This window comes from Veillonella montpellierensis DSM 17217 (assembly GCF_000426745.1).
Lineage (GTDB): Bacteria > Bacillota > Negativicutes > Veillonellales > Veillonellaceae > Veillonella > Veillonella montpellierensis.
Window position 1 is genome coordinate 1 of sequence record NZ_AUFY01000002.1, and the last position, 20,048, is coordinate 20,048.

The window sequence follows — 20,048 nt, forward strand, 5'->3', positions numbered from 1 at the left end:
AATCATCATATTTATACTTATTGTGTGTTTGATTCTATATATTTTGTGTGGTAAATAATTTAATAACAAAGCCTTGTACCCAGTGCAGGCTTTTTATATTACATTTTTAGTATTGCAGGCGAAAAGAACAAGACTCTAACGTGAGGTGTGGCTCACGAAAAGTAAGGGTAATGAGAAGTTAATTATAAGGAGGTAACTATGACTAAAGAGAAACTATTAGCATTAGGACTAACTGAGGAGCAAGCTGCTAAAGTTGTCGATGATTATGGTAAAAATTATGTAGCCAAAATACAATTTAATGTAAAATTTAAAGGTGCCTGATTTTAAGAGCGGTAGTAAAACATATAAACTAAAAACGCCTAAAGGTAACGGTAAAAATACAATTTATGACGCAATAAATAAAAATAAAAAGTAATCCAATAGATTTGTTATTTCTCTTGACGAAACAGAAATAGATATTCAATCAGCTGAATTGTAAATTAAAAAGGTATTTAATACAATATATAAAAAATGTAAGAAAAGTTATTTTGATACAAAACAAGAAAGTAATAAAATCATATAAAAAAAAGGCGATTAGTCTCTCTACCAGATATACAAATATATCAACGGGGCAAAGAAACAATCACCTTTTATTACTTAGATTATATCTAACTTTCTTTATTTTTTCAATGGGACTAAGTCTATGAAACTATTATTTCTACAAGTATTATTTTTAATCATTAACAGGATATTTGAGTTGCAGCTGCCATTGTGGTTTTTATGGTTGCCAATGATTATAGTGGGGATAATTATATTTATAATTATTGCGTGTTTGATTCTATATATTGTGTGTGATAAATAATTTAATAACAAAGCTTTGTACCTAGTGCAGGGCTTTTTATATTGTTTTTTAGTATTGCAGGCGAAAAAGAATAAGACTGTAACGTGAGGTGTGGCTCACGAAAATTAAGCGTAACGAGAATTTTAATTATAAGGAGGTAAATAAAAAAAAGAAGTACCTAAAGAACGAATTGAAGAAGGCGGTCTAGAATATTTAAATGGCACTACTAATCATAAGCGTGAACGATTACTTGGCGTACATAGGGATAAAGCTGTAGAGGAAGGGATGTTGTGGACACAAAAGGCTAGAGGATATAGCGGAAAAGTATTAGAAAGTCGCTTGCCTAAGATAGATGTAAATGTTATTCTGAACTCAGAAGTGGCGACAAATAAACGCTTAGCTATTAGTCAATTTAAATTTATTCCTCTAGGTACAATAGTGGAACCAAAACGAATTATTGCAGGGGTGGGTAGTGATAAGGATTTACGAGCCTCTGTTCGATTGGTCGAAAAGTATAATACTAATGCTATTGGATGGAGTAAGTTGATGGGGATAATTCCATCAAATAAATATATTTTTGATATTCATTGGTATTATCATAAAGATACAGGCCCTATAGAGTTTAAAATTAAGTCCGAAAAAGAAAGGAGAAAATAGCATGAAAGTTAGATATAAAGGCGAATCATTTGGAGTTGATGGTTTAACCAATAACAAGATTTATGAGTGCGTTGCTATTGAGCATCCTTTCTTGCGAATTATTGATGATTCAGAAGAGGATTATTTATATGATATTCTTACTCCGAGGGATTTAAACAGTGAGGCACAAGGCGTATGGGAAATCATTGAGGATGACGAGAATAATAGCCTAAAGAAGGCAATTGAAGATTACACTCATGTTGATTTTGGAACGTGGATTACAAAAAAATAACATTCAAACCGCTTACTTAGTAGGTTGTTTTTTAGTAAAAGGTGTGAAAAAGACACCAACGCCTCACCCTAACACATTACGTGTTATCAAGGGGTAAGGATTGATGTCTTTTATTAATTAAATTATAGCGTATTTTCTTTATTTTTTAAAGATGATTAAGTACTATGAAATTACTATTGCTACAAGTATTATTTTTAATTATTAACAGGATATTTGAGTTGCAGCTGCCATTGTGGTTTTTATGGTTGCCAATAATTATAGCGGAAATCATCATATTTATACTTATTGTGTGTTTGATTCTATATATTTTGTGTGGTAAATAATTTAATAACAAAGCCTTGTACCCAGTGCAGGGCTTTTTATATTGCCTTTTTAGTATTGCAGGCGAAAAGAACAAGACTGTAACGTGAGGTGTGGATTACGAAAAGTAAGCGTAACGAGAAGTTTAATTATAAGGAGGTAATACATGGTGTAAATCAAATAAAATATTAATGCATACCTTTGAATCATTGTATGTAATCAAGGATAAGAAGAATGGTATTTTCAGTGATTTAATTGTTCTGAATAGTATGTAGATGTTTTTTCTCTACGATAAGATATATTTTAATCATAGGGAGGGAAAAAGACATAAAGAAAGATAGGGCAGAAAAGATAATCATATATATTTTAGAAAGTAAATATGAAAATTCATTACTAAATTCATTGCATACGTTTTTACCATTGACCGAACATATATTCGCATGGTATAATTTCCATGTAAACAAACAAATGTTCGTAGATTTTATGTTCTATATTATGGTTATAAAATGTATAAGGTGGAGATACAATGAAACGACAAATATATATGATGGTGACATTATGCTTGATGATAATGATTGGTTATCATGTAATGGGAGAAACTGTTGTATTAGATACAAACAATGTACAGCTAGTTACGGTATCTCATGGAGATACTATTTGGAGTATTGCAGAAAAAAATTCGTCAAATGATGTAGACATAAGAGATGTAGTGTATTCGATTAAAGATTTAAATCATATTGAAAAGTCTGGAGAGTTAGTGCCTGGCAGTAAGTTAAAAATACCAACTATTAAAGTAGTTAAACCATTATTTGATACTAGTTATATAGCTAGAAACTAAAATAATGTGTCCAGTGTATAAGTTAACATGACATATAATAGCTCCTAATAGAAACTTTTACAGTATCAGTAGAATTTCTATTAGGAGCTATTTTGTCGATGATAATTTATATAAATTGATATATCACTATTATTTTTATAGCGTACGTTAAGTGTGGTATTTTTAATTTAAGAAATATACTTTCTAATATATAGAACGGTATCTTTTTGTAATTCTCTAATACATAGTAAGCTTATGTGTTTAACATAAAACTTTTACACATGGCAATGCTCATTTAGACCATATAAAATTATGTAAAGAATGTAAATTCTAGATAATAGTATATTTTTTGCGGCTACTATTTTCTTTTGTTAAAGATAGAAGAGATAGGATTATCTACAAATTTATTAGCTTCATTAATATAGCGTCTAACCATGTTAACACTATGATGACGTGTTTGCCGCATGATATTTCTTTCTTCTACACCATATGAGGCAGCAGTTGTAGCAAAACCATGTCGAAGACTATGTGCACCATACATATCAGGTTCTAATCCAATGAGTGATACATATTTTTTTACAATATTGGCAACACTTTTGTCACTTAATGCTGTTTTTCTAAGGGAACCATTTTTTGTAAATCCTCTGAATAATGGACCAGATTTAATATGAGATAAGGCCAACCATTTTTTTACATGTGTTACAGCGCATAATTCTTTCGTGTCGATATATGGTATAGCGACGATTGCTCCTTGACCTTCTTGATCGGCTTTAGAGGAGGCAATAAAAATTTCCATGCCATTAGGAGAAAATGTAATATCTTCTACTGTAATGGCACTTATTTCACTGCGTCGAAATGCACCCATAAATCCTAATAGTAAAATTGCCTTATCTCGTGTGGCAACAATGTCAATGTCAATTGTTGTTTCGTTAATATAGTTGATAATATCCTTGATATCTTCCAATAGTAAGGGGGTTTTCCCTTGTTGGAAAGTACCTTTAAATCTTCTAATGCCTCGGAGCGCACTTTTTACTAGTGGTGAGGTACATGGGTTGCTAGATAATCCAGAAGCATTTAAATTTTCAGAAATAGCACTGATACGTCTTGATATAGTATTAGCTTTTGCATAATCAGCCAAATCATTAATATAATTAACAATTGTTTCTGGTGTGGGTGGAAATGGTTCTACGTGATTATAGTGACACCAATCAACAAAGTCAGACCAATCCGATTCATAGGCATCAATAGTATGTTCAGCTTTAGATAGTAAAATACTTTTCTTGGCTTTTGCTGATAATTTAGTGCTATTTAGCAACTGATCATTATGACGCAAGAAAAAGTGTTGCGTATTAGATTTTATAGTCATCATATCTCCAATTTAATATTTGTATAACAGTATCATATAGTAGTGTACAATTGCATGATACATTATATATAGAATTATAGATATATATGTGTATTATATCATGCATATATTATTATACCACATTACTTCCGATAACGATATATTATCGGAAGTAATGTGGTTGAGTGTAGATACTGCCTAGGTTCTATTATTTGGAGTTGTACCATGAGTTGTACCGTCAGTATACCCGTATTTGTTCTAATACACTCTTACGAGTTCCTATGGATTTACGTGTACTGCATATGCAAGAAATAGATTATCTTAAACTAATTGTATTAGAGAAATTTTTTAATTAATACTAGTATGTAATACATGTGATATATATTGATTATAGACATTGATACATCTTTAATATACTCAATTATCAATGGTTAAAATTCTAATCTCATTTGATTGTCAACCCAACTTGATTCACTAGCATCATATATGATATCTAAAGGTGTAGATGTACCTATTAAAAATGGTGATTTAGGGTTATGTTGCTTCATGTTGTATCTTACTGTGGCTATATCGGTATTGGCATAGCAATACCGACAGAAATGACCACAGGAATTATATATCCCGATATCATCATGGATAAAACAATTACATTGCTTTCTGGCTGGTGGTTTATTAGGCAATATAAGATTTGTTTGAAAAGCACGTTCAAAGGTATTTTTAGTAAAACACCCAGATGTGTCAGCCCCTAGTGATGTATAATCAATCAATTCCCCACAAGTCTTAAGTTTCATTCCATAAGAATTGGCAATAGTTACTAACGCTTCTATAACTTTATAAGTTTCTATTTTTGTTGGTCGACAAAGAGTTGAAAAATTACGACGCACTTTTGGATATAAATCAATAAAACTTACAATAACTGTATCTGTATAATCTTTTAGCTGTTTTGCAATATAGTTAAATGTACGTAGATGATACTCTAACGTATATGTAGACGTGAAAAAAATAGGATCATATCTCCACACTAATTGATAAGGCGATACATAGTTTGATAGTTGTTTGAAAGTCTTAATAACGTTGTCAATTGATGGAACATTGGGCTCTATATCTTTGCCATATCCAGTTATTGTTACATGCCAATACTGTCTGTAAGATGCTAATAATTTCATATATGTCAGCATTGGCTTAGGATTTTTACTACAAAATATAATACCATCAATTATAGTGGGATGGAGTATATATCGCTTTACGGATAACTTATGATAAGGATTACGCACTAACACATATCCATCTTGTATTCGATTAGCAAACCACTCTGCATAAAAAGCAGGTATATCTGTACGTTGTCCTGTTTGTAATATCATTTCATGGCCAACACTTCTATTAATATATGCCACATAGTTACAAAGGATGTAAGCTCCATTCGTTCTTGTGGTGTATGTAAATCATAAATTGTAGGACCTATAGATATGCAATCAATATCTTGCATATATTGGGAAAAATAGCTACATTCTAGACCTGCATGTACCATTTCTAGTTCAGCACGCGTACCTAATAGGTGCATTCTCGCCTTTTGAAATTTATCTCGTAATGAGGATTCCTTTTTAAAAGCCCATCCAGGATATGTCATTAGGCAATGACTTGTTATGGTTGTCATTGAATTTGTGATAGCTTCAATATTTTGAAAAATAAAGCTAGCTTCTTGGGTGTCTACACTTCTAATTTCGCCGTATATGGTTATACTATTTTCTACAGTTTTAATACGTCCGATACTATTGGAGGTATGAATGAAGTCTTGTATAGTATCATCTTTTTTTATAATACCTACCGGAACGCTTAGTAATAGAGAAAGTAATTCATTTTTGCAGATGTGACTCATAGGAAGCTGACTTGTTATCCGTGGAGCTATAGATAATGAAATATGTGGATCACTATGCTGATAGCGTTCTTTTAATTTTTTTTGTTCGAAAGAAAGCCATACATTTATTTTTGATAGTTCATTGTGTGGAATGGCAATAATTGCTTGCGCATTTCGTGGTATTGCATTAGAGGCTGCCCCACCATTTATTGCTATAAGTTCTATTTTATCAGTAGATATATATGTTTTTAAGTTGATAAGACTAGTAGCTAGTTCAATGATAGCATTTGCTCTTTGGCGGTGAATATCTTCTCCGGAATGACCGCCAATGCCACCATCTATTTCTACAGACAATGTTGTATACTCTTGACTGATAGGCATACGGTTAAGAGTTTGAGTAAGCATAAAACTAGCTCCTCCAGCACTACTGACGGTAAGTCGTTGGTCACTAGAACTATCAATATTAATTAGCTCTTTTCCTTTCAATAGCGAATAATCTAAGTTTGCCACACCTGTAAAGTCTGTCTCTTCCGATACAGTAAACACTACTTCCAAGGCCGGATGAGATAATGTGGTATCTGCTAATATGGCTAATCCATAGGCTAATGAGATACCATCATCAGCTCCTAATGTAGTGCCATTCGCCATAAGAAAGTCTTCTTTAATGATTAATTCTAATGGATCCGTGGAAAAATTATGAGTACTTGTGGGAACCTTTTCACATACCATATCCATATGTCCTTGTAATATAACAGGAGCTAGGTTCTCATATCCTGGTGCAGCAGGTTTGTAAATAATAACATTCCCTACTTTATCTTGTATGTATGATAAGCTTTGTTCTTTTGCAAAATCAACTAAAAAGTTACTAATTTTTTCTTCGTGACCTGATTGTCTTGGGACTTGTGAAATTTTCCAAAAATAATAGGCAATATTATTCGGATTGTACTTTTCTGTTAGTAAATCAAGTGTAGTAGGCATAGGCTATATACTCCTTCATGTTTGAAAACAAAGAAAAAACTATATACTAGTATTTTACTTTGTTTTGATATTCATTATATAATATATGTTCATTATAATAAATTATTCAGTAAAATAGGAGAAAACATTGTTACATACATTAAAAGACCTTACTAGTATTGATAAGACAAGAAAAGAATATATTATTTCTTATTGGAATGAACGAGCAGAAGGTTTTACCACTCTTAGAAGTCATGAGCTGCATAGTGAAAAATATTATTTATGGAAAGATGAAATCATTAAGCATATACCGGATCATCCGGTACGGATTTTAGATGTTGGTTGTGGAGCTGGATTTTTTTCGATGTTACTCGCCTCTATGGGACATACTGTCGTCGGTATTGATATGTCCTCTAATATGATAAAGGCGGCTCATAAGCTCGCTAATTCTGAAGGATATAAAATTGATTTTCAACTTATGGATGCAGAAAGATTGCTATTTGACAATAATTTCTTTGATGTTGTTATTGCAAGAAATGTTACATGGAATTTACCTCACCCTTGTCATGCTTATCAAGAGTGGCTTCATGTATTAAAACGCAATGGTATTTTGTTAAATTATGACGCAAATTATGCAAAAAATCATGTTACACAATTATCAGTAAAGAGTCATGCTCATAAGGATATATCCCCTACTCTGTTGGCTAAATGCCAATCCATTTATGAAATGTTACCAATTAGTCATTATACTAGACCAGATTGGGATAAAGAGATACTAGAACAATATCATCCGCAACAATGTATCGTTGATACAACTGTGGGGTCTCGTATATATGAAATAGAGGATGAATTTTATATTACGGCACCCATGTTTTGTATAAAGGCTATCAAGTAATATTACTTGATAGCCTGAGTACTTTCTGTAGTTCTAGATATAACTATAGGGATTTCTTGTTACATAGTTCAACAATAATCATGGAAGTGCCCATGCATATGCAGATGGGAAAAAAATAAGAGGGAGAAAATCTTGATAATTCTAATAAAAATATAATAGCCGTTAAGTGCATTTTTTGAGCACATCCTAGAAACGTAGCAGCGCCGACTACAGTGCATACTTCTAATGGTAATGTGTATAGAGGTAATACACTATTCCAGATAGCTCCACCTATAAAGGCCAATAGGCTACCTAGCATCATGGATGGTGAAATACGACCACCATAAGCGCCTGCTATCGTTGCTAATAGTAAAGCCCCCCATTTTGTAGCAAATAAGCCAACAGCATAGGACCAATCTAGACTAGTAGTGAATGCTAAGTATACACCAGGTTTACCATTTCCTAGAATTTCTGGAAAGTATATACTCATAATTCCGATTATTCCAAATGATACTATGGATACAGGAATCATATACCAACTAGTACGAGGTAGTATAGATAGTTTAGAAAAGGATTTATTGAAATAATGAACACTGATACCAATACATAGGCCCATAAGAGCGGCCCATATGATTAAGTAATCTGTAAAGGATACAGATGATAGTGGATATTGTAAAGTATCCCCTAGTCCCATACGTACTACAAACGTGGCAATAGAACAGGATAATAAGGCAGCGATTATATGATGCATTGACCAAGATAGTAATAGAGTTTCTAAAATAAAAATTGTTGATGATAATGGTGCGTTGTATACTGCAGCGAGGCCAGCACCGGCAGCGCAAGCGAGTAGGACTCTTTTGGTATTGTTATCTAGTGTCGTATCCCAATTGGTCCATTTTAACCACCCTGTTGTTAAGGCTACACTCATTTCACGCGGTGCTACTTCTCTGCCTAATGGAGAACCTAAAGCGACAGTAATAATTTGTAATATAGGATGCAATATCATTGTTCCTATAGGCATTGATATTGCATTATTTTGTATCACTTTTTTTATATCCGTAATGCCAGAACCATATCGATGTAATAATACCCAGCCAAGCCCCGTCAATACACCACATAGTAAGAGTACTAATAGTCTATGTAGTGGAGTGGATGTTTCAACTAAGATTTTAAAGGATGTATGTGTTGTTGAATTTCCTGATCCAAAGGCTAATTGTTGGACTACATGTAATAATTCTGTTAATACAATACCAATCATTCCAGCTAACAATCCAATAACAATAATGGTTATTAATACTCGTATATTTGTGACTTTCATAAGACTATATCCTTTAGAAATTGTACTGATTGTAATTGATCATTGAGTTGATAGGCAGCATAGGCATACAATAGAAACTCTATTTTTTGCCATACTGATTTATTCAAATTAATCGTTTCTTTATGGTTCCATTGATATGTTAAGACTTGCAACAAACCGCTTTGGACTTCACTTGTTATGGGAGATGGTGTTATATGTGCTAATTCTTTCCAAAATTCAGAAAGACCATTATTGCTAAGGATAGCTTCTCTATCTGGTGTGAATCCAGCTAACATTAATAATTGCCACCCCATAATCAATGAGGCCAGTTTAATCGATTTTGTATGTATCATTTGAGAGAATTGATTGACTAACTCATACAATGATGTATCCATATCTTCTTTGGCGGTTAGTTTAAGAATTAATTCACTGATAATTGATGTATAGGCAATGCTTTCCAAATTTCCTTCAATAGTAGAAAAAATGGTAATACCATCAATTTGCTCTATATGGTAATGATCACGAGTAGGATTGATAGTAATATATATCTTACTAAATGGGGTTAAATAACTGGCATTTTTTAATCTCTGTAAGCGTTTATGATCCATGGTGCATGTAATTAAACCGCAGTGATAACTAATTAGAGTAAATTTAGAATAATTTTTAAGTTTTTTTCGCCAAATTACGATAGCTTCTGTTGTTAGGGTGTTTTTAAAATTAATCATACGTTTAACTCTCATATCATAGCCTGTAAAAGTGTACATTATTCATTTACTATATAACTATAATTTTTAGGATATATAGTGGTGAAAATAGATAAAACGCTAGCTAATAGGCACGCTGAATTCTATTACTTGCTTATTAGTTATGGAACATACAGTTACATCTTATTGGATTCTATATCTATAGATTCGTTTAAGGGCTCTGCTTTCAATCGTGTGATGCGGTATCCTTGCAATCCTAGTACTTTAAATAGATACCCGCTTGCTTCAACAGTATCACCAATACAAGGCGTTCGCTCTAATAAACCAAAAATATAGCCACCAATTGTATCTTCTTCCACATTACTAAATTCTACATTCATCAATGACTCTACGTCATCAACTAGCACTTTACCATCAAATTCAAAGGAACCATTATCATATTGGACGGTAGGAGGCACATTTGATTCGTGTTCATCTTGTATATCGCCAACTAATTCTTCAATAATATCTTCTAAACCAACAAGACCTACCATACCTCCGTATTCATCAACCACGATAGCTTGATAAATACGACGCGTGCGCATGTACTGTAATAAAGTTGATAATTTCATAACTTCTGGAATGGTTAAAATATCTCTGCGAATTGTTTTTAAACTGGATTTTGCCTCTGCCTGATGTTCCATTAAATCTTTAATGTGAATTAAACCAATTACATGGTCTTTGTCTTCTACACATAGGGGATATCGAGTATGAACAGTAGAGCGAATTGTATTCATAGTTTCTTCAAAGCTATCTTCTAGAAATACACAATCTACATCTTGACGTGGTATCATAACTTCTTTAGCCATGCGATCTACAAAGTCAAATACATTATCGATTAATTCACTTTCCACATGGTCTAATTCACCTTCCATATGGCTCCGATTAATCATCATTCGTATTTCATCTTCAGTGTGGACGAGATCGAGTTCTGTTCGATAAGGTGTTTCAAAAGGTGTTAATAATAAGTTGCCTATTCGGTTTCCAAACCAAACAAATGGTTTAATTAATTTTCCAATTAATACAACAATTGTAGCACTAGTACTGATGTACTTTTCAGGAAATGATAAGCCGAGTGCTTTAGGAATGATTTCTCCAAAAATAAGAATAATCATGCTAATGATGAGTAGAATAATAGCATCTAATAATAATCCTACCCAAGAATGCATAATATTTAATTTAACTTGACATATATCTATAATACTTCCTATAAAATTACTAGTTAGGACGGCTAATAAAATAATGAAAAAAAGTATTAAAAATTGTGTTGTATTAATGAATTGTTCAGGTTGTTTATATAAGTTTTTTAAAAAATTTTTTTTATCTTCACTTAGTGTTTTCATATCATCTACATGTTCTTCTCGTAGACGTGCAAATGAAAACTTGGCAATTACTAAAAAATTTATAATTAGTAAACAAATAATTGCAATTAACAGTGGTACTACCCCATCTATTATATCCATTATGAAAATAAATTCCTTTCCATGATCCTATTATTATAATAATATTCTATCATTATGTATTATTTATACCCTAGCTCTGACAATATAGCTGATTTATTACGCCAATCCTTTTTTACTTTTACCCATAAATCAAGAAAGACTTTAGTAGCTAATAAACGTTCTATATCTTTTCTTGCACTAGCACCTATTTCTTTAAGTAGAGTGCCGTGCTTTCCTATGATGATACCTTTTTGGGAGTCACGTTCACAGTAAATCGTAGCTCGTACATACATAGTTCCATCAGATCGAGTTTTTATTTCATCAATATCAACGGCAATAGCATGTGGAATTTCATCACGAGTAATCAATAAAATTTTTTCCCGTATAATATCTGAAATAATAAGACGTTCTGGTTGATCAGTTATCATATCGTCTGGAAAATATTGTGGACCTTCTGGTAAATTTTTGGCCAACTCCTCTAATATGACAGGAAGATTACTTTTTTCTTTAGCAGAAATAGGAATAATATCTGCAAAAGGATAGGCAGATTGATAAGTAATAATATTTTTTACTATTTCCTCTTTTGTTAATGTATCAATTTTATTAATTAATAAAAAAACGGGAACAGTCACTTTTTTTAGTTGTTCTATAATAAAATTATCACCAGGTCCACGTTTTTCGTTGCCAGCTACAACAAATAATACAGCTTCTATTTCTTTTAATGATTCCACTGCTGCATTAACCATAAATTCACCTAATTTGTGTTTTGGTTTATGAATACCAGGTGTATCCATAAAGACAATCTGTTTTTCATCATCTGTATACACACAGATGATACGATTGCGTGTCGTTTGTGCTTTGTCGGAAACGATAACGATTTTATCATCTATTAATGCATTAATTAATGTAGATTTTCCTACATTAGGTCTACCTACAACAGCCACAAATCCCGATTTAAATGGTTTATTCATTATATGGAGCATCCTCTCTTACATAGTTTAAATTACTTAGTATAAATTCTTCTTCTTTTCGCATAATAGCTTTGTCTTCATCTGTCATATGGTCATACCCTAAAATATGTAGGCATCCATGGGTAGTTAAATAGGCTAATTCTCGTTCAAAACTATGGCCATAGGTATTGGCTTGTTCAGCAGTTCGCTCTAAAGAAATAATTAAATCACCTAATAAATGCGATTCTTCCTCCCCTTGCCACTCATTTCCCTCATTTAGCGCAAATGATAACACATCAGTAGGTCGATCAATGTGACGATATGTATAATTTAATTTATGAATCGTTTCATTATCGCATAAAAGAACACTCATTTCATCATTTTCTAAGCCATATACACGGGAGACTTCATTGCAGACTAGTTTAATTACTCGTTCTACTTCTTGATTCACAGAGGTCCCGTCGGCATAACTAATGGTAATTTCCATTTACGTATCCAATTCCTTTCTTTCATTATGTAATGCATATACATCATAGGCTTTAATAATCTTACCTACTAAATCATGTCTTACCACATCTTCATCGCTAAAATATATCATACTAATACCTGATATACGGCGTAATACTTTTTCAGCTTCGCTTAATCCAGATATCGTTCTATGAGGTAAATCAATTTGTGTTTTATCACCATTAATCACCATTTTAGATTGATTACCAAGTCGTGTTAAAAACATTTTCATTTGCTCAGGTGTTGTGTTTTGTGCTTCATCTAAAATAATAAAAGCATTTTCTAGTGTTCTACCGCGCATATAAGCAAGTGGTGCTACTTCTATAATACCACGTTCCATATAACGTGTGACTTGTTCTATGCCAAACATATCGTGTAATGCATCATAGAGTGGCCGTAAATAGGGATCTACTTTTTCTTGTAAATCACCTGGCAAATACCCTAATCGCTCACCTGCTTCAACAGCAGGACGGGTTAAAATTATTTTTTCTACATCTCTATTTTTTAAATAAAATGCTGCTAACGCAACGGCTAAAAAGGTCTTTCCTGTACCAGCAGGGCCAATGCCAAACGTAATAGTGTGATTTCTAATACTATCTACGTAAGACTTTTGTCCTTCTGTTTTTGGGGTAATGCTTTTACCACGAATAGATACATTTAAAGTATCTTCAAACATAGTATGCAATAGATGGACTTTATTTTCTTTAACTAATTTAGCTGCAATTTTTGTTTGTTGTTCATTAATTGTACTACCTTGTTGATATAAAAATACTAACTCTTTTAATACAATTATAAATTGATTGACGATTGTGTCATCACCGTTTAGGATAACCATATCGCCACGACTTGTTACGTGACAAGGTAGCTGTGATTCAATAATACTTAAATGTTTATTTTGATGACCTAAGATTTGTGCAGCTAATTCATAGTTAGGAAATGTAAACATTTGTTGACTCATAATAATTTTTAGTATAGTAATAGAGGATATTCCTTAATTTTAATAAATCTCTAACTACTATATTCTCCTTTCTAACCGGATGAAATAAAACGATAGCTATAACAGTGTATTATTTGTAATAAAGCTACTAGTAGAAGAACAAAAGTTTATGGCTATATGAATTACAAAGTAATTAAGATAATCATTAATTAGTAGATGGTATCTTAATGGTTTGAACTGCCTGTATTAGTAGTGTTTATAAATTTCCTTATAGCAGAACCGTTTAGATAGTTACATAAATCGCCTTGATAGGCATTTTTTTCTTCTAATGCATGATCGATTAAGTCTTGAATGCGCCACCATCCCATAGACCAATTCGTAAATAAAGTATTATCTTCAGGGGCCCTGCCCACTAATCGTTGAAGGACAATAGTAGGAGATAGATAGCGAATAAATGTGACAACTCGTTCAACATACTCCTCTACACTAATGAGATTTAATTCACCAGCTTCATACCAGTTAGCCATTAGCGTATTTTTAACAATATATAATGCATGAAGTTTTACTTGATCAACATCTAATGCGGATAGAATCTTAGCACCTTCTATGACGTCTTCCATAGTATCCCATGGAAGATTTAATATCATATGTACACATACATTAAAGCCAAAGCGCTTAATACGTAATACTGCATCAATGAGCTCTGCCATAGAATGCCCACGATTGATTTTTTTTAAGGTGTGATAATTTACAGTTTGTAATCCTAATTCAATATATATATCAATGTTTTTTTCTTCTGAAATTTTTTTTAGAACCGACAAATATTCATCGGAAATGCAATCTGGTCGAGTGGCAATTGCTATTCCAACAGCTGTATCAATACAACCTGCAGTCATATAATTTTTAAAATCTTCTAATGGTAGATAGGTATTACTAAAATTTTGATAATAAGGAATATATTTATACGCTTTATATTTAGGCGCTATATGGGCAATGTTTTCCTCTAATTGTTGTTTCACTGTCATCCAAGCAGGGCGATTTTCATAACCCGCACCAATTTCTCCACAAAACACACAACCACCTACACCAGCAGAACCATCACGATTTGGGCATGTGAGTGGTAAGGCAACTGGTAATTTATAGACTTTCTCCCCATATTTAGCTCGAAGCCACTGAGAATATACATTATAACGTTTCGTTTTTTGATTAGCTTCCATAAGACTCCTCTTTCATAGCAGGACGAATAAAAGGCTTGACAGTATTCATTACATCAATAATAATAGGTGTTTTTTCATTGACACGCATGTAATCATCATTAGTATTTTGATTAATACCTAAATAGTCTACTGTTGCAGCAGATAGATTGACTTCAAAGTAATTTTGACGAATACGACGCCATTCTTTAAAGGAATATTCTGGTATATAACGGCGGACTAATTGTTCATCTTTCCAAAAATATTCGCTGGATTGTAGCAATTTTTTTGACTGCACAGGCAATCCGATTGTTTCAGTGCGAATTTTTCCTTTATAGCTAATAATTACATCATATTGCAATAATTCTATGGCCACTATATCGTTATGTTTTTTAAAAAAAGAATATAAAAATTCTATTTTATCTTTATCATTCAGATTGCGCTTATGATTATCGGCTGCAAGCCATGCTTTGGTCATGTTAGAAAAATAATCAAATGCACTTTCTCGATTATCAATCAGTTGTTTTCCTATATAGGTGAATACAGTTCGATACCGTTCACTGTTATAAAATCGTTCAAATACATCTTCAAAATACTTTAAAAATCGTACATCTTCATAAGGTAGTACATGGGATCCTAATACTTCATAAGGTGCTAATGGATCAAATATATAGTGATAGTCATCCATAGCGCGAATACCAGACCCTTTTAATAGCTTTAAAAAGCCGATTTGTAAAGCGTGCGGTTGTAAACTAAATAAGTCGTCAAAAGAAAGGCCGAATCGTTTTTTGGTTTCATGCGGCAATCCTACTATTAAATCCATATGTACATGGGTATTCCCACTTTCTATAATAGGATGAATTACTTTTTTTATATGTTGCCAATTATTGTAGCGATGTATGGCCTTTAATGTTTTTGGATAGGTGCTTTGAACACCCACTTCAATTTGGATACGTCCTTTGGGGGCGTTGCATAAATAGGAAACTTCCCGTTCCCCCATTAGTTCAGCTTCCATTTCTAGATGAAAGTTAGTACGTGTATCAGCTTGACTTATAAATTCCATAAGGGGAAGATGATGCATAGGCGCACAGTTGAATGTGCGATCGACAAATTTTACTTGTTTTACATGATGGTCAATGAACCATTGTAATTCAGAAATTGTACGTTTTTGTGGGAAAAATCTTACTGTGTTTTTATTACCTGATAAACAATACTGACATGAAAAAGGACATCCACGGGAGGATTCGTAATAGATGATTTTGTGTGCTAAGTCGCTCATGTCTTCTTCTGTATAGGGAAATGGAATTACGGATAAATCTTTTACTTCTACAACGCTAGATGAGCCGCAAGGTTGTCCATGTACATCTCGACCACGAATTCCATCAATAGTGTAATTTTCTAATGTTTTATAGGTAGATAAATGTTGAATCAGTGCGGTAAAAACCTCTTCTCCTTCACCTTGTACAATATAGTCTACGGAAGGTGCACGATGTAAAATTTCATCGGCTACATAGGATACTTCTGGACCGCCTAAAACGATAATAATATCTGGTTTTACTGTTTTTAATAAGGCTACTACATGAAGCGTCATTTCAATATTCCAAATATAACAGGCAAAGCCAATAACATCAATATCTCGTTCTGTAATATCACTAAGGATATTCAAAACAGGCATATTAATAGTATATTCTACTATATCATATGCCTGTCCTTGACTTTTACCATACGCTTTTAAATAGCGCAATGCTAATGAAGAATGTATAAATTTAGAATTTAAAGTCGTTAATACTACGTTCATGTATACCTCGTCGTAATTCATCGAATGAGTTGGTCTCACCGTCTATCATCATAATACTATTATTATATCATAGATTACCTAAAGGATAACAGTACACATTGCTAGATACGGATCTGTCTTGAATTCGTATAATGATCTACTGATAAAACTATTCATTGTATTACACAATCAATATGGCAAAATTACTATTATAAAGTTAATTATAAAATTTACAGATCATGTGTGCAGTTACTGAAATTTAGTAGTTAGTATAGCCTTTTGTTGTCAGTCGAATTGATTACATCTACATAGTGCTATATATTTTACTTGTTCCTATCGTTAATAATCAGTATAATAGACAATGCTAATATAAAAATTATGTATGTGAGGTATGGTATGAATTCTGAAAATTATAAAAATTACACGCTTGGTTTGGGTACATCGTTAGCAGCTTATGTTTTATGGGGGTTATTACCTCTATACTGGGCTATGTTATCGAAGCTTGATTCTAATAGCATACTAGCACAAAGAGTCATTTGGACAGCTCTATTTGTGCTTGTATTAGTATTAATCACACAATCTAAAAAATTCATTAATGATATATTTCAGTTGTGGAAAGAGAAAAAACGAATTCTTTTGTTAGTCATTGCTTCACTGTTAATTAGTATTAATTGGCTCGTATATATATGGGCAGTTAATTCCAATCATGTATTAGACACTAGCATCGGTTACTATATGACACCGTTATTAAATGTTGTGTTAGGACGTGTCATATTTAAAGAATACATTATTACAGCTAAAAAAATTAGTGTATGTATAGCAGCCATAGGCATTATTATATTGACGATTCAATTGGGAACGTTTCCGTGGATTTCTATAGCACTAGCAGCAAGCTTTGCTTTATATGGTGCTGCAAAAAAACAGTTACAACTTAACCCTTTTTCTAGTATTGCCTTAGAATCTATTTTGATTTCTCCTTTAGCGATATATTATTTACTATGTGTTAATCCTCTATCATGGACATACTATTCAAGTAGTACTATTGATATCGCCTTATTATTAATTGGTACGGGACTTATTACAGCAGCACCTATGATTTTGTTTTCCTTTGGAGCGAATCATTTACCATTAAATTTATTAGGATTCCTACAATATATTTCTCCATCAATAGCATTAATATTGGCAGTATTTTATTTTCAGGAATCTTTTGATTGGCCACAATTATTAGCCATTAGTTGTATATGGATTTCTTTAGTCATATTTAGTATGTCTGAAAGATTTATCATTACAAAAAAATAATAAGGGTAAGCATATTATAACCATTATATATGATAAAGTAGTAAGCCTCAGTATGATAATCTATTGTATTGATTATCATACTGAGGCTTTACTGTGTAATCATAGAAATTCATATGGTCTATAGGGTATAGACTAATTAATATATTGTGATTTTTTATCGCCTAATGTTAAAAGCAAGAAAATAATTGCTAAAATACATGCACCTACGAGAGCTACGAATCCCCCGTCCCATCCATATAAGTCCACCATAAGTCCCATGAAGGCACCGGCACCAGCAGAACCAACGAGATAACCAAGTAATCCAGTTAAACCGGTAGCTCCACCAGTAGCTTCACGAGGAACCATATCAGCTGCTTGTAAACCAATCATCATAACTGGTCCATAAATTAAGAAGCCAATAGCGATTAAAGCTAAATTATCGATAAGTAAATTACCTGCTGGATTGAACCAGTACACGAGAATTGCTAAAATAACAAATACCATAAATAAAATTGTAGCTGGTGCACGTCTGCCACGGAATAATTTATCGCTTAAATAACCACTTACTAGCATGCCTGGGATTCCTGCCCATTCGTATAAGAAATATGCCCAACGCGAGCCTTCTTTAGAAAAACCTTTTATGGCAGTCAAATAAGTTGGAGCCCAACTGACAACACCATATCGGATAAAATAAACGAAAATATTAGCAATTGCTAGATACCATAAAAATTTGTTATGAAGAATATATTTGCTAAATACTTCTTTAAATGATTTTTTATTTTCTTCTACATGTTTGTCGGGATAATCATTTTTATATTCTTCAATAGGTGGCAATCCACAAGATTGAGGTGTATCTTGCAATAAGAAGAAGGTAATTATGGCAAGGATTATAGAAATTAATGCAGGAAAGAAAAAGATACTATGCCATGTACCAAATAAGAAAATACCTAATGTAGCTAATGGCGCGATAATACCGCCACCTAAATTATGTGATACATTCCACCATGACCACCAGGCTCCGCGTTCTGTTTTAGAAAACCACGTTACCATATTTTTAGCATATGGAGGATATCCCATCCCTTGGAACCAACCATTTAGAAAGGCTAGTACGCACATGATTGGAATACTACTTAATATACCAGGCACTGTACCAAATAATAGCATTACAAATGCACTTAATAATAAACCAGCAGTAGCAAAGAATTTAGGATTTGATCGGTCCGATACATTCCCCATTACAAATTTACTAATGCCATAGGCAACAGATAACATGGTCATGACAATGCCAAGATCAGCTTTTGTATACCCATATTCAGCAATCATATATGGAACAGCTAAACTAAAATTTTGGCGAATTAAATAAAATGTAGCATATCCAAGAAATGTGCCAGCAAATACTTCTTTACGCAATCGATTATAGGTTGCATCAATTTGACTTTCTGGTAAGCGTTCCTTGAATGGAGCTGGTGAAAATATTGACATACAAACCAATCCTCCCTAAAATATAACTTTATAAAAATTATGTTATTATATTCATTCTTGCTATGAGTGTTGTAATGAACTAATAACTACTCCCCATGATAGCATGATTTACAGGTGCTAGCAATTATGATGAATATACATCGATTAATTGCTTACAACCATAGAATTAAGTGACACTTTCGATTTATTATTGAGTTGTATATATGCATACATATCTTAATGTATAAAATTATTTTATTAAAATGCAATAAAACTATATAAAATGGCTTGTTCTTAATCATTCAAGTTATAAAATTAACCTACTAACTATCAATACATTATAATTAGTTTTGCCATTTTCACTAGTTCTTATTGGAATCATTATTTTATTTTCTCATATAATCGTTCCAGTCCCTGACGTGTAACAAGCCAATTCTTTCCTGATTTTATAGCTTCATCATGTGTAAACTGTTTATTTGTATACCTCTTTAAGCAACATTGCTTGATTGAGTCCGCTGGAATATCCCAACGTTCCCCTGCCTCTTGCGTTGTCATTACATCCTATAG

At 32.6% G+C, this 20,048-nt stretch carries 19 protein-coding genes; 6 read left to right on the forward strand and 13 right to left on the reverse strand.

Features of this window, described 5'->3' with window-relative positions; all coding sequences use genetic code 11:
* The first annotated feature begins 198 nt into the window (after window positions 1-198).
* The 4 genes from K357_RS10020 to K357_RS08480 all read left to right on the forward strand — a co-directional run bounded on the left by K357_RS10020 (window position 199) and on the right by K357_RS08480 (window position 2,886).
* Window positions 199-321, forward strand: a complete 123-nt coding sequence (locus K357_RS10020) for a hypothetical protein (RefSeq protein WP_280451319.1) — start codon at window positions 199-201, stop codon at window positions 319-321.
* A 784-nt stretch (window positions 322-1,105) separates the two neighbouring features.
* Window positions 1,106-1,477, forward strand: coding sequence for a hypothetical protein (locus K357_RS0100930; RefSeq protein ID WP_028257034.1), 372 nt, complete (start codon window positions 1,106-1,108; stop codon window positions 1,475-1,477).
* Window position 1,478: 1 nt separating this feature from the next.
* Window positions 1,479-1,748: a hypothetical protein gene (locus K357_RS08475; protein ID WP_051211942.1), complete on the forward strand. Its 270-nt coding sequence runs from the start codon at window positions 1,479-1,481 to the stop codon at window positions 1,746-1,748.
* An 826-nt stretch (window positions 1,749-2,574) separates the two neighbouring features.
* Complete coding sequence (locus K357_RS08480; RefSeq protein ID WP_051211944.1) at window positions 2,575-2,886, forward strand: LysM peptidoglycan-binding domain-containing protein; 312 nt, start codon at window positions 2,575-2,577, stop codon at window positions 2,884-2,886.
* A gap of 337 nt (window positions 2,887-3,223) precedes the next feature.
* Here K357_RS08480 and K357_RS0100945 read toward each other — a convergent pair whose 3' ends face one another.
* From K357_RS0100945 to pepD, 3 genes are all read right to left on the reverse strand, one after another.
* Window positions 3,224-4,234 carry a site-specific integrase gene (locus tag K357_RS0100945; RefSeq protein WP_028257035.1) on the reverse strand — a complete coding sequence of 337 codons (1,011 nt, stop codon included), beginning with the start codon at window positions 4,232-4,234 and terminating at the stop codon, window positions 3,224-3,226.
* A 407-nt stretch (window positions 4,235-4,641) separates the two neighbouring features.
* On the reverse strand, window positions 4,642-5,571 hold the full coding sequence (locus K357_RS0100950) for a DUF1848 domain-containing protein (protein ID WP_028257036.1): 930 nt from the start codon (window positions 5,569-5,571) through the stop codon (window positions 4,642-4,644).
* Window positions 5,568-7,043: a beta-Ala-His dipeptidase gene (gene pepD, locus K357_RS0100955; protein WP_051211946.1), complete on the reverse strand. Its 1,476-nt coding sequence runs from the start codon at window positions 7,041-7,043 to the stop codon at window positions 5,568-5,570. The genes K357_RS0100950 and pepD overlap by 4 nt, the downstream gene beginning before the upstream one ends.
* A 127-nt stretch (window positions 7,044-7,170) precedes the next feature.
* Here pepD and K357_RS0100960 point away from each other — a divergent pair, with 127 nt between their 5' ends.
* Window positions 7,171-7,917 (forward strand): class I SAM-dependent methyltransferase, encoded by a 747-nt coding sequence (locus K357_RS0100960; protein ID WP_244869361.1) that lies wholly within the window; start codon window positions 7,171-7,173, stop codon window positions 7,915-7,917.
* A gap of 43 nt (window positions 7,918-7,960) precedes the next feature.
* Here the strand turns inward: K357_RS0100960 and K357_RS0100965 are convergent, their stop codons facing one another.
* From K357_RS0100965 to K357_RS0101000, 8 genes are all read right to left on the reverse strand, one after another.
* Window positions 7,961-9,214 (reverse strand): chloride channel protein, encoded by a 1,254-nt coding sequence (locus tag K357_RS0100965; RefSeq protein WP_028257039.1) that lies wholly within the window; start codon window positions 9,212-9,214, stop codon window positions 7,961-7,963.
* The gene (gene recO, locus K357_RS0100970; RefSeq protein WP_028257040.1) at window positions 9,211-9,918 is read right to left on the reverse strand and encodes a DNA repair protein RecO; all 708 of its coding nucleotides are present in this window, start codon (window positions 9,916-9,918) and stop codon (window positions 9,211-9,213) included. The genes K357_RS0100965 and recO overlap by 4 nt, the downstream gene beginning before the upstream one ends.
* Window positions 9,919-10,073: 155 nt before the next feature.
* Complete coding sequence (locus K357_RS0100975) at window positions 10,074-11,399, reverse strand: CNNM domain-containing protein (RefSeq protein WP_028257041.1); 1,326 nt, start codon at window positions 11,397-11,399, stop codon at window positions 10,074-10,076.
* 59 nt (window positions 11,400-11,458) lie between these two features.
* Complete coding sequence (gene era, locus K357_RS0100980; RefSeq protein ID WP_028257042.1) at window positions 11,459-12,349, reverse strand: GTPase Era; 891 nt, start codon at window positions 12,347-12,349, stop codon at window positions 11,459-11,461.
* Window positions 12,342-12,815, reverse strand: a complete 474-nt coding sequence (ybeY, locus tag K357_RS0100985) for an rRNA maturation RNase YbeY (protein WP_028257043.1) — start codon at window positions 12,813-12,815, stop codon at window positions 12,342-12,344. The genes era and ybeY overlap by 8 nt, the downstream gene beginning before the upstream one ends.
* Window positions 12,816-13,793 (reverse strand): PhoH family protein, encoded by a 978-nt coding sequence (locus tag K357_RS08485; protein WP_038113337.1) that lies wholly within the window; start codon window positions 13,791-13,793, stop codon window positions 12,816-12,818.
* Between the two features lie 203 nt (window positions 13,794-13,996).
* The gene (mnmL, locus tag K357_RS0100995; protein WP_028257044.1) at window positions 13,997-14,989 is read right to left on the reverse strand and encodes a tRNA modification radical SAM protein MnmL/YtqA; all 993 of its coding nucleotides are present in this window, start codon (window positions 14,987-14,989) and stop codon (window positions 13,997-13,999) included.
* Window positions 14,979-16,763: a B12-binding domain-containing radical SAM protein gene (locus K357_RS0101000; protein WP_028257045.1), complete on the reverse strand. Its 1,785-nt coding sequence runs from the start codon at window positions 16,761-16,763 to the stop codon at window positions 14,979-14,981. The genes mnmL and K357_RS0101000 overlap by 11 nt, the downstream gene beginning before the upstream one ends.
* 375 nt (window positions 16,764-17,138) lie before the next feature.
* Here K357_RS0101000 and rarD point away from each other — a divergent pair, with 375 nt between their 5' ends.
* A complete protein-coding gene (gene rarD / locus K357_RS0101005) occupies window positions 17,139-18,041 on the forward strand; it encodes an EamA family transporter RarD (protein ID WP_028257046.1) in 903 nt (300 codons plus the stop codon).
* Window positions 18,042-18,173: 132 nt separating this feature from the next.
* Here the strand turns inward: rarD and glpT are convergent, their stop codons facing one another.
* Together glpT and K357_RS09835 are read right to left on the reverse strand one after the other, a co-directional pair.
* The gene (glpT, locus tag K357_RS0101010; protein ID WP_028257047.1) at window positions 18,174-19,502 is read right to left on the reverse strand and encodes a glycerol-3-phosphate transporter; all 1,329 of its coding nucleotides are present in this window, start codon (window positions 19,500-19,502) and stop codon (window positions 18,174-18,176) included.
* Between the two features lie 360 nt (window positions 19,503-19,862).
* Window positions 19,863-20,036 (reverse strand): helix-turn-helix domain-containing protein, encoded by a 174-nt coding sequence (locus K357_RS09835; RefSeq protein ID WP_169712399.1) that lies wholly within the window; start codon window positions 20,034-20,036, stop codon window positions 19,863-19,865.
* Between the last annotated feature and the right edge of the window lie 12 nt (window positions 20,037-20,048).

Excerpts from the sequence above, each read along its gene's own strand:
- K357_RS10020 (WP_280451319.1), top strand. The coding sequence starts at position 199 with ATGACTAAAGAGAAACTATTAGCATTAGGACTAACTGAGGAGCAAGCT.
- K357_RS0100930 (WP_028257034.1), top strand. The coding sequence starts at position 1,106 with ATGTTGTGGACACAAAAGGCTAGAGGATATAGCGGAAAAGTATTAGAA.
- K357_RS08475 (WP_051211942.1), top strand. The coding sequence starts at position 1,479 with ATGAAAGTTAGATATAAAGGCGAATCATTTGGAGTTGATGGTTTAACC.
- K357_RS08480 (WP_051211944.1), top strand. The coding sequence starts at position 2,575 with ATGAAACGACAAATATATATGATGGTGACATTATGCTTGATGATAATG.
- K357_RS0100945 (WP_028257035.1), bottom strand. The coding sequence starts at position 4,234 with ATGATGACTATAAAATCTAATACGCAACACTTTTTCTTGCGTCATAAT.
- K357_RS0100950 (WP_028257036.1), bottom strand. The coding sequence starts at position 5,571 with ATGATATTACAAACAGGACAACGTACAGATATACCTGCTTTTTATGCA.
- pepD (WP_051211946.1), bottom strand. The coding sequence starts at position 7,043 with ATGCCTACTACACTTGATTTACTAACAGAAAAGTACAATCCGAATAAT.
- K357_RS0100965 (WP_028257039.1), bottom strand. The coding sequence starts at position 9,214 with ATGAAAGTCACAAATATACGAGTATTAATAACCATTATTGTTATTGGA.
- recO (WP_028257040.1), bottom strand. The coding sequence starts at position 9,918 with ATGATTAATTTTAAAAACACCCTAACAACAGAAGCTATCGTAATTTGG.
- K357_RS0100975 (WP_028257041.1), bottom strand. The coding sequence starts at position 11,399 with ATGGATATAATAGATGGGGTAGTACCACTGTTAATTGCAATTATTTGT.
- era (WP_028257042.1), bottom strand. The coding sequence starts at position 12,349 with ATGAATAAACCATTTAAATCGGGATTTGTGGCTGTTGTAGGTAGACCT.
- ybeY (WP_028257043.1), bottom strand. The coding sequence starts at position 12,815 with ATGGAAATTACCATTAGTTATGCCGACGGGACCTCTGTGAATCAAGAA.
- K357_RS08485 (WP_038113337.1), bottom strand. The coding sequence starts at position 13,793 with ATGAGTCAACAAATGTTTACATTTCCTAACTATGAATTAGCTGCACAA.
- mnmL (WP_028257044.1), bottom strand. The coding sequence starts at position 14,989 with ATGGAAGCTAATCAAAAAACGAAACGTTATAATGTATATTCTCAGTGG.
- K357_RS0101000 (WP_028257045.1), bottom strand. The coding sequence starts at position 16,763 with ATGAACGTAGTATTAACGACTTTAAATTCTAAATTTATACATTCTTCA.
- rarD (WP_028257046.1), top strand. The coding sequence starts at position 17,139 with ATGAATTCTGAAAATTATAAAAATTACACGCTTGGTTTGGGTACATCG.
- glpT (WP_028257047.1), bottom strand. The coding sequence starts at position 19,502 with ATGTCAATATTTTCACCAGCTCCATTCAAGGAACGCTTACCAGAAAGT.
- K357_RS09835 (WP_169712399.1), bottom strand. The coding sequence starts at position 20,036 with ATGACAACGCAAGAGGCAGGGGAACGTTGGGATATTCCAGCGGACTCA.